Origin of the sequence: Streptomyces sp. NPDC059455, from assembly GCF_042750115.1 — a bacterium.
Taxonomy (GTDB): Bacteria; Actinomycetota; Actinomycetes; order Streptomycetales; family Streptomycetaceae; genus Streptomyces; species Streptomyces endocoffeicus.
In genome coordinates, this window is the sequence record NZ_JBHYVB010000007.1 from 1 (window position 1) to 6,359 (window position 6,359).

The window sequence follows — 6,359 nt, forward strand, 5'->3', positions numbered from 1 at the left end:
GTTGTGGGAAGGGGTGGGTAGGGGAAGGCCCGCCGCAGGCGCAACCGCAGCGCGACCGCGGTGGTCAGCCGACCATCGCCCGCCCGCTCCTCCTCGGAGAGCGCGGGCGCCGCCTCGCCCCCGGGCTCGGGCTCGGCCACCCGCCCCCGGGTCCCGCCCCGGTACGTGGTCGGGCCCCAGCGCGGAAGGCGCCTCAGCGGAAGGCGCCTCAGCGGAAGGCGGCCACGCGGTCCTCCACCCACTGGGCGAACGTCCGCCCGGGGCGCCCCGTGATCCGCTCGACCTCAGGCGAGATCGCCTGCGGCCGGTCCACCAACTCCGCGAAGACGCGCAGCAGGGAGTCCGCCATGTCCGGCGTGAGGAACCCGCCGACCATCCGCTCCCGCGCCGCCTCGTGCGGGATCTCCTCGTACCGCAGCGGCCGCCCGATGACCTCACCAATGGTGCGCACCTGGTCGGCGAAGCTCAGCGACTCGGGTCCGGTCAGCTCGGGGGTCTGGCCGACCAGGTCGTCGGCGAGCAGGGCGCGGGCGGCGACCGCGCCCATGTCGGCCTCGTGGATGAGCGCCATCTGCGCCTCGGCGTACGGCCCGTACACCACGTCCCCGGCCTTGATCTGGTCCACCCACTGCAGCGCGTTCGCGGCGAAGCCGCCCGGTCGGACGAACGTCCACTCCAGCCCCGTGGCCTCGACCTCGTCCTCCAGCGCGCGGTGGCGGGCGCCGATCGGGTTCCGCTGCGGATCGACATCGTCCAGGACGGAGGACGAGGAGAGCATCACGATCCGCCGCACCCCGCTCGCCTTGGCCCGCTCCAGGATCTTCTCGGACCCGGTCTGCCAGGCCACCGCGGGGTTGAGGAACAGCGCCGTGGCACCGTCCAGGGGCAGCTCGTCGGTGCGGGCCGCCCGCACGCCCTCCGGCAGCCGGGCCGCCTCGGGGTCGCGGGTGAGCGCGAGCACCTCGGCGCCCGCGTCGGCCAGCTGCTTGACCACATGGCTGCCGACGTTTCCGGTGGCTCCGGTCACCACGAACATGATCAATCTCCTTGCCTGTCATGCGATCCGTACCTCACCGCAGCCAGGTTCATCCAAACGGATGACGTTGTCAAACAATTAGATGAGAGCATGGCCGGAACCCCGGCTAGCCTGTCCGGGCCGAAGAAGAGGAGATGACGACGATGCAGGGGACGCCCAAGAGGCCCCGCCGCGCCCCCACGCCCGAGGAGCGCAAGCAGTGCCCGGAGCGCTCCCGGCGGCTGCTGCTGGAGGCGGCCATGGACGAGTTCTCCGAGAAGGGGTTCGCGGGCGCGCGCGTCCAGGACATCGCGGACCGTGCGGGCCTCAACAAGCAGCTGATCACCTACTACTTCGGCGGTAAGGAGGGCCTCTACCGGGAGCTGGGCCGCGAGTGGCTGCGGCACGAGGCGACCTTCAACGACCCCGCGGTCCCCTTCGAGGAGCTGGTCGTCCGCTATCTCCGGGAGGCGTTCGACGACCCCCGCGGCATCCGGCTGGCCATCTGGCAGGCGCTGACCGGCGAGGTGGGGGACGAGCCGCGCGAGGACCTGTCCGACATGCGGCGTCGGCAGGCGGCGGGCGAGCTGGCGGACGACCTCGACCCGGCCGCCGTGCTGCTGATGTGCTATGCCATGGTCTCCGCACCGGCCACCATGCCGCACGCCGTCCGCCAGATCTTCGGCATCGAGCCGGACTCGCCGGAGTTCCGCGAGCGGTGGGAGGACCAGTTGCGCCGCGTCGTCCGCCACCTCGCCGCGTAACCGCACGCCCACGCCCCACGCCCACGCCCCACGCACTGCGCCCCGCGCCCTACCGTCGGCTCACTCGGTCACCCCGTCGATCTGGAACGTCTGCACCGACTTCTCGGCGAACGGAACGCTCAGCCGCTTGCCGTTCAGCGCCGTGTCCTGGCGCGCGATGTACAGATCGCCGGTGCCCGAGGTCTGGGTGGACCAGCGCGGCACCAGCCCGCCCGTACCCCCGGTGACCTGGCCGAAGCGGGACAGATCGAAGGTCAGCGTCTGCGCGGCGCCGGGGTTGACGGCGACGAGCACGAGCCGCCGCGCCCCCGGGTCGTACGCGGCGACCGCGTGGTCCGAGCCGGTCTCCAGGATCCGCATCCCGGGGCGGATATGGCGGGTGAACTGCGCGAGCACGTAGTACTTGGTCTGCACGGCGCCGGGCTGGGCGGTGTCCGGGTCGTAGTGGATCAGCGCCCAGCCCGCGCTGGGATCCATGACCTGCCAGTAGGACCACGCGGTGGGGTGCAGCCAGTGGAAGTCCAGGCAGAGGTTGGTGGCCAGGGTGAGCCCCGTGCCGTCCTTGTCGCCGGTCTCGGAGTTCCACAGCTTCTTGCCCGCCGCGCGCACGTCCAGGTACAGCAGATCGCGGCGGCCGCCCGAGCCCTGGTAGCCGTGGACGTTGACCTGGTCGACCAGCGCGCGGGTGGCGGAGTCGAACGAACTCCAGGTGGTGCGGGCCAGGTCGTAGCTGGTCTCGTCCGACGCCGAGATCCGGGTGCCGGTCAGGCCGCGCGCGTCGAGCTCGGTGCGCAGGTGGCCGAGGACGGTCCGCTGGACCGCCGCGTCGATGTGGCAGCCCTCCTGGGTGCCGTCCGCCTTCCACCACGCCGACGACGGCTCGTTGAACGCCTCGACGGTGGCGAAGCGGACACCCCAGTGGTCCTGGGCGTAGCGGGCGGTGGTGGCGAGGTAGAGCGCGAACTGGCGGTAGTTCCAGGACTGGAGGTTGTTGCCGCCGTCCGCCGCGCCGGACGGGTTGTGGTTGAGACACATCCACCACATGGGCGAGTTGGAGAACAGCTCGCTGACGGCGCCCCGCTGGACGGCCTTGGCCAGCGCCGCCCGCTGGACCGCGTCGGCGTTCCAGTGCCAGGCCGCGGAGGCGGGGTCCTCGCTGTTCCAGTCGTGCCAGTAGCCCTCGATCTGCTTGAACCGGGGGATGTTGGGCGAGGCCACCATGGACTCGCCGCCCACGCTGGTCCAGGCGCAGCCGCCGAGGTTGTAGCGGGCGATGTTCAGCCCGAGACCGGGCAGCGATCGGCCGCCGTAGCCCACCGCCTTGGTGGTGAAGAAGAGATCGGCGAAGTCGTCCCGCTGCCCGAAGAGATTGGCCCACCAGGCGAGCGAGGTGCCCCAGCCCTCCCAGGCCCCGTGGTCGGTGCCGGGGTCGACGCCGATGGTCTCGTCGGCCCAGGCGGTACCGGTCGTGAGGGCGGTCCCGAGCACAGTGGTGCCCGCCGCCGCCAGAAGCGTTCTGCGCCGCATCGTCAGTCCCCTCCGCCGCACCGGCCCCCGTCGCTTACGAAGAGTCGGGGCAGCGGCGGGCGTTGTCGAGAGGCGTGACAGCGCTTTCTACGGGCGGGCCGAGGGTTACGCGGTGACGGGCCGCCCGTAATTCGGTTGCCTCCGCCCGCCCCCGTGTCCAGGATGACCGCGACCTCACATCTACGAGGCACTACGAGACATCTACGAGCAGGAGCAACCGATGCGCCGATTCCTCGGAACGACTCAGCGCCCCCACCGGACGACCGTCTTCGAGGACCTCAGCATCCATGCCCAGCTCTCCACGGGTCTCACGGACCCTCAACATCGGTGTGCTCGCCCATGTCGACGCCGGTAAGACCAGCCTGACCGAGCGGCTGCTCTACGACGCCGGGGTGATCGACCGGCTCGGCAGCGTCGACACCGGGGACACCCAGACCGACACCGGCGAGATCGAGCGGCAGCGCGGTATCACCGTGCGGACCGCGGTCGCGGCCCTCACCTCCGGGGACACCCAGATCAACCTGATCGACACCCCCGGCCACTCCGACTTCATCGCCGAGGTCGAGCGCGCCCTCGGGGTGCTCGACGGCGCGGTGCTCGTGCTGTCCGCCGTCGAGGGCGTCCAGGCGCAGACCAGGGTGCTGATGAAGACCCTGCGGCGGCTGCGGCTCCCGGTGCTGCTCTTCATCAACAAGATCGACCGTGCGGGCGCCCGCGACGAGGGGCTGCTCGCCGACATCCGGCGCGCCCTGGCGCCACATCTCGTCCCGCTGACGTCGGTACGGGACCTGGGCACGCGGAACGCCCGCGTCCGGCCGCGCTCCCTGGACGATCCGGGGGTGCGCGCCGAGGCGGCCGAGGTGCTGGCCGAGACCGATGACGCGATGCTCGCGCGGGTCGTGGACGGTCCGCTGCCCTCGGCCGAGGAGGTGGGGGCGGCGCTCGCGGCCCGTACGGCGGAGGGGCTGGCGCATCCGGTCTTCTTCGGCTCGGCGCTCAGCGGCCAGGGCGTCGGGGCGCTGGTCGAGGGGGTGGCCCGGCTGGTGCCGCCCGCGTCGGGCGGCGCGGAGCCGCGCGGCACGGTCTTCGCCGTGGAGCGCGGCGGAGGCGGCACAGGGGGCGGAGGCGGCACAGGGGGCACAGGCGGTGCCCGTGGTGGCCGTACGGCCTATCTACGGCTGTTCTCCGGCGAGGTGACGCTACGGCAGCGGGTGACCCTGCACCGCCGCGAGCCCGGCGGCGCCCTGACCGAGCACACCGGGCAGATCACCGCACTGGAGGTCCTCGGGGACGCGGGGGCCGCGCGCGGGCCGCTGACCGCCGGGAACATCGCGAGGATCAAGGGGCTGCCCGGGGTCCGGGTCGGCGACCGGCTCGGGGCCGTCCACGATGTCCCGTCGGACCGGCGGCACTTCGCCGCGCCCAGCCTCCAGACCCTCGTCCGCGCCCGCGAGCCCGGCGCCGTCGCCGCGTCCCGGCTGCACACCGCGCTGCTCGACCTGGCCGACCAGGATCCGCTGATCCACGCGCGGGCGATGCCGGGCGGGGCCACCTCGGTGCTGCTGTACGGGGAGGTGCAGAAGGAGATCATCGCGGCCACGCTGGTCCAGGACTACGGCATCGAGGCGGACTTCGAACCGAGCCGTCCGGTGCTGGTCGAGCGTCCCTCGGGGGTCGGCGAGGCCGCCCGCGAGATCGCCCGGGTCGGCCACACCGGGCCCTGGGCGACCATCGGGCTGCGCGTGGAGCCCACCGAGCGGGGCGCCGGGGTGGTCTTCGGCTACGAGACCGAACTGGGCGCGCTGCCCCGGGCGTTCCACAACGCGATCGAGGAGACCGTGTACGAGACGCTCTTCCACGGGCCCCGGGGGCGCTCGGTGACGGACTGCCGGGTCGTTCTCGTCCGCTCCGGGTTCATCGGCCCGTTGAGCACCGCGGCCGACTTCCGCGACCTCACCCCGGTGGTGCTCGGGGAGGCCCTGGAGCGGGCGGGGTGGCGGATCTACGAGCCGTACCACGCCTTCGAGCTGGAGCTTCCGGCCGAGGCGCTCGCCGCGGTCACCGCCCACCTCGCCGCCGCCGAGGCGGACATCGGCGAGAGCGTGGACGGTGCCACGGGTTGGCTGCTGCGGGGCGAGCTCCCGGCCCGCCGGGTGCACGGTTTCGAGCGGGTCCTGCCCCGGCTGACGCACGGCGAGGGCGTGTGGTGGTCCCGGCCGTGCGCCGACCGGCCGCTGCGCGCCGGGACGGCGGCCCCGGGCCTCGGCTCCTAGCTCCTCCTGGTTTCTCCTGGCTTCTCCTAGCTCCTCCTGGCTACCTAGATCCCGGGCGGCCCCACCCGGGTGTAGACGATGCTGTTGCTGCTGCCGCCGGGCGTGGTGACCTGTACGTTCACCGGCCCGGCGGACCCGGACGGCGCGATGGCGGTGACCCAGGTGTCGGAGACGACCGTGAAGGAGGCGGGCGTGGCGCCGAAGAGCACCGAGCTGGTGGTGGTGAGACCGCTGCCGAAGAGCGTGACCGTGGTCCCGGCGTCGAGCGGCCCCTGGTTCGGCGACAGGCTGGTGAGGACGGGGCTGGGGACAAACGTGTACGCGACGCCGTTGCTGGTCCCGCCCGGCGTCACCACCGTGATCTGCACGGTGCCGCTGCCCGGCGGGGACGACGCCACGATCTGCGTGGCCGACACCACCGTGAAGGTGATCGCGTTGACGGCCCCGAACCTGACCGCCGTCGCACCGAGCAGATTGGTACCGGTGAGGATGACGGTCGTACCGCCGGAGGTGGGGCCCTGGGCGGGTGAGGCGCCGGTGAGGGTGGGGACGCCGACGTAGAAGTACGTGACCCCATTGCTGGTGCCGCCAGGCCCGGCCACGGTGATCTGCACCGGCCCGGCGGCCCCCGGCGGGGCGGTCGCGGTGATCTGGGTGGCCGAGACCACGGTGAACGACAGGGCGGGCGTGGAGCCGAAGGTGACGGCGGTGACGCCCGTAAGGCCGCTGCCGGTGAGCGTCACCGTGTTCCCGCCGCCGATCGGCCCCTGCCCCGGGGAG

General features: G+C 72.8%; 5 protein-coding genes. 2 read left to right on the plus strand and 3 right to left on the minus strand.

Going from position 1 to position 6,359, the window contains the following annotated elements; translation table 11 throughout:
• Positions 1-208 precede the first annotated feature (208 nt).
• A complete protein-coding gene (locus ACFXB5_RS03865; protein ID WP_385202062.1) occupies positions 209-1,036 on the minus strand; it encodes an NAD(P)H-binding protein in 828 nt (275 codons plus the stop codon).
• 134 nt (positions 1,037-1,170) lie between these two features.
• Here ACFXB5_RS03865 and ACFXB5_RS03870 point away from each other — a divergent pair, with 134 nt between their 5' ends.
• Complete coding sequence (locus ACFXB5_RS03870; protein ID WP_385202064.1) at positions 1,171-1,779, plus strand: TetR family transcriptional regulator; 609 nt, start codon at positions 1,171-1,173, stop codon at positions 1,777-1,779.
• 60 nt (positions 1,780-1,839) lie between these two features.
• Here ACFXB5_RS03870 and ACFXB5_RS03875 read toward each other — a convergent pair whose 3' ends face one another.
• Positions 1,840-3,306 carry a glycoside hydrolase gene (locus tag ACFXB5_RS03875; RefSeq protein WP_385202066.1) on the minus strand — a complete coding sequence of 489 codons (1,467 nt, stop codon included), beginning with the start codon at positions 3,304-3,306 and terminating at the stop codon, positions 1,840-1,842.
• Positions 3,307-3,593: 287 nt separating this feature from the next.
• On the opposite strand from ACFXB5_RS03875, the gene otr(A) reads away from it, so the two are divergent.
• The gene (gene otr(A) / locus ACFXB5_RS03880; RefSeq protein WP_385202068.1) at positions 3,594-5,579 is read left to right on the plus strand and encodes a tetracycline resistance ribosomal protection protein Otr(A); all 1,986 of its coding nucleotides are present in this window, start codon (positions 3,594-3,596) and stop codon (positions 5,577-5,579) included.
• Between the two features lie 44 nt (positions 5,580-5,623).
• Here otr(A) and ACFXB5_RS03885 read toward each other — a convergent pair.
• Positions 5,624-6,359, minus strand: a 736-nt coding sequence (locus tag ACFXB5_RS03885; RefSeq protein WP_385202070.1) for an IPT/TIG domain-containing protein, incomplete at its 5' end; no start/stop codon positions are given.